At 44.9% G+C, this 751-nt stretch carries 2 protein-coding genes and 1 pseudogene; all 3 read right to left on the bottom strand.

Features of this window, described 5'->3' with window-relative positions:
- Positions 1-200 (bottom strand): hypothetical protein (locus HW443_RS13120; protein ID WP_219857266.1); only part of this gene is annotated, 200 nt, incomplete at its 3' end.
- Positions 201-245: 45 nt separating this feature from the next.
- Positions 246-551 carry a DUF6788 family protein gene (locus tag HW443_RS12335; protein WP_176238352.1) on the bottom strand — a complete coding sequence of 102 codons (306 nt, stop codon included), beginning with the start codon at positions 549-551 and terminating at the stop codon, positions 246-248.
- Positions 552-581: 30 nt separating this feature from the next.
- Positions 582-751: pseudogene (locus HW443_RS14330) on the bottom strand (IS1634 family transposase); the annotation flags it as partial.

The raw sequence follows: 751 nt of genomic DNA, 5'->3' as shown, positions 1-751 counted from the left end.
AACACTCTTCCTATGGTGTCAGCACTGGGGAGTGCCCTGCCCAACCACCTCCGCCAGAAACGATTGCCCTTATCTTGCTCCAAGGCATGGAGACTGCCCATCCGAGCCAGCATCATGATCACTGCACTTCGAAAAATGGTATGGGTCGGGATAGAGGGCTTTAGCCGGCTATCAGTGAGACGGCTGAGGAGACTTCCCAATTGATAGACTTTCTCGGCATAGCGAAGAAAGCGCCGGAGAATGGCTTAGTCCTTTCTCTTTAATCTTTCCCAATAAGTGGAGGATATCTTCTCTAATAAATCCTGAATATCCCGCCAGTTTTTAATCCATTCCTTCACCATCTTCTCTTTCTCTTTGGGAACGTAGAGCTGCTCTATCTTGCCCGAAAGACTTCGAGTAAGAACAAGGCAAAGATGTTTCTCTCCTCTCTGACATCTACAATTAGGCTTTCCACAGGTCTGTCTTCTAATCGTTGGGGTGGCTCTCAGGAACTCTTTCCAGGTAATATAAGGCTTCAGGCGCGAGCGGCTTTCTCTTTCCATCTTGGTCATTTTTGACCTAAAATCCGCATATTTTAATAACTAGGGTGCTACTGGAATCGGCACACCAAACTTTTCGAATAACATTCTCTGTTTCTTGGATATCTCAGTCAAATAAGATTTTCCGCTATTTAGCGTGACAACTCTCAACTTCTTCAACTCATAAATTACTTCCGATAAAGTGTAACTCTTATAGAGGTCTTGCTCCTTCA

The organism is Candidatus Hakubella thermalkaliphila, assembly GCF_013281975.1.
GTDB lineage: Bacteria > Actinomycetota > Humimicrobiia > Hakubellales > Hakubellaceae > Hakubella > Hakubella thermalkaliphila.
Note: the sequence above shows the minus strand (reverse complement) of the source record. Positions and strands in the feature narration are given on the sequence as shown.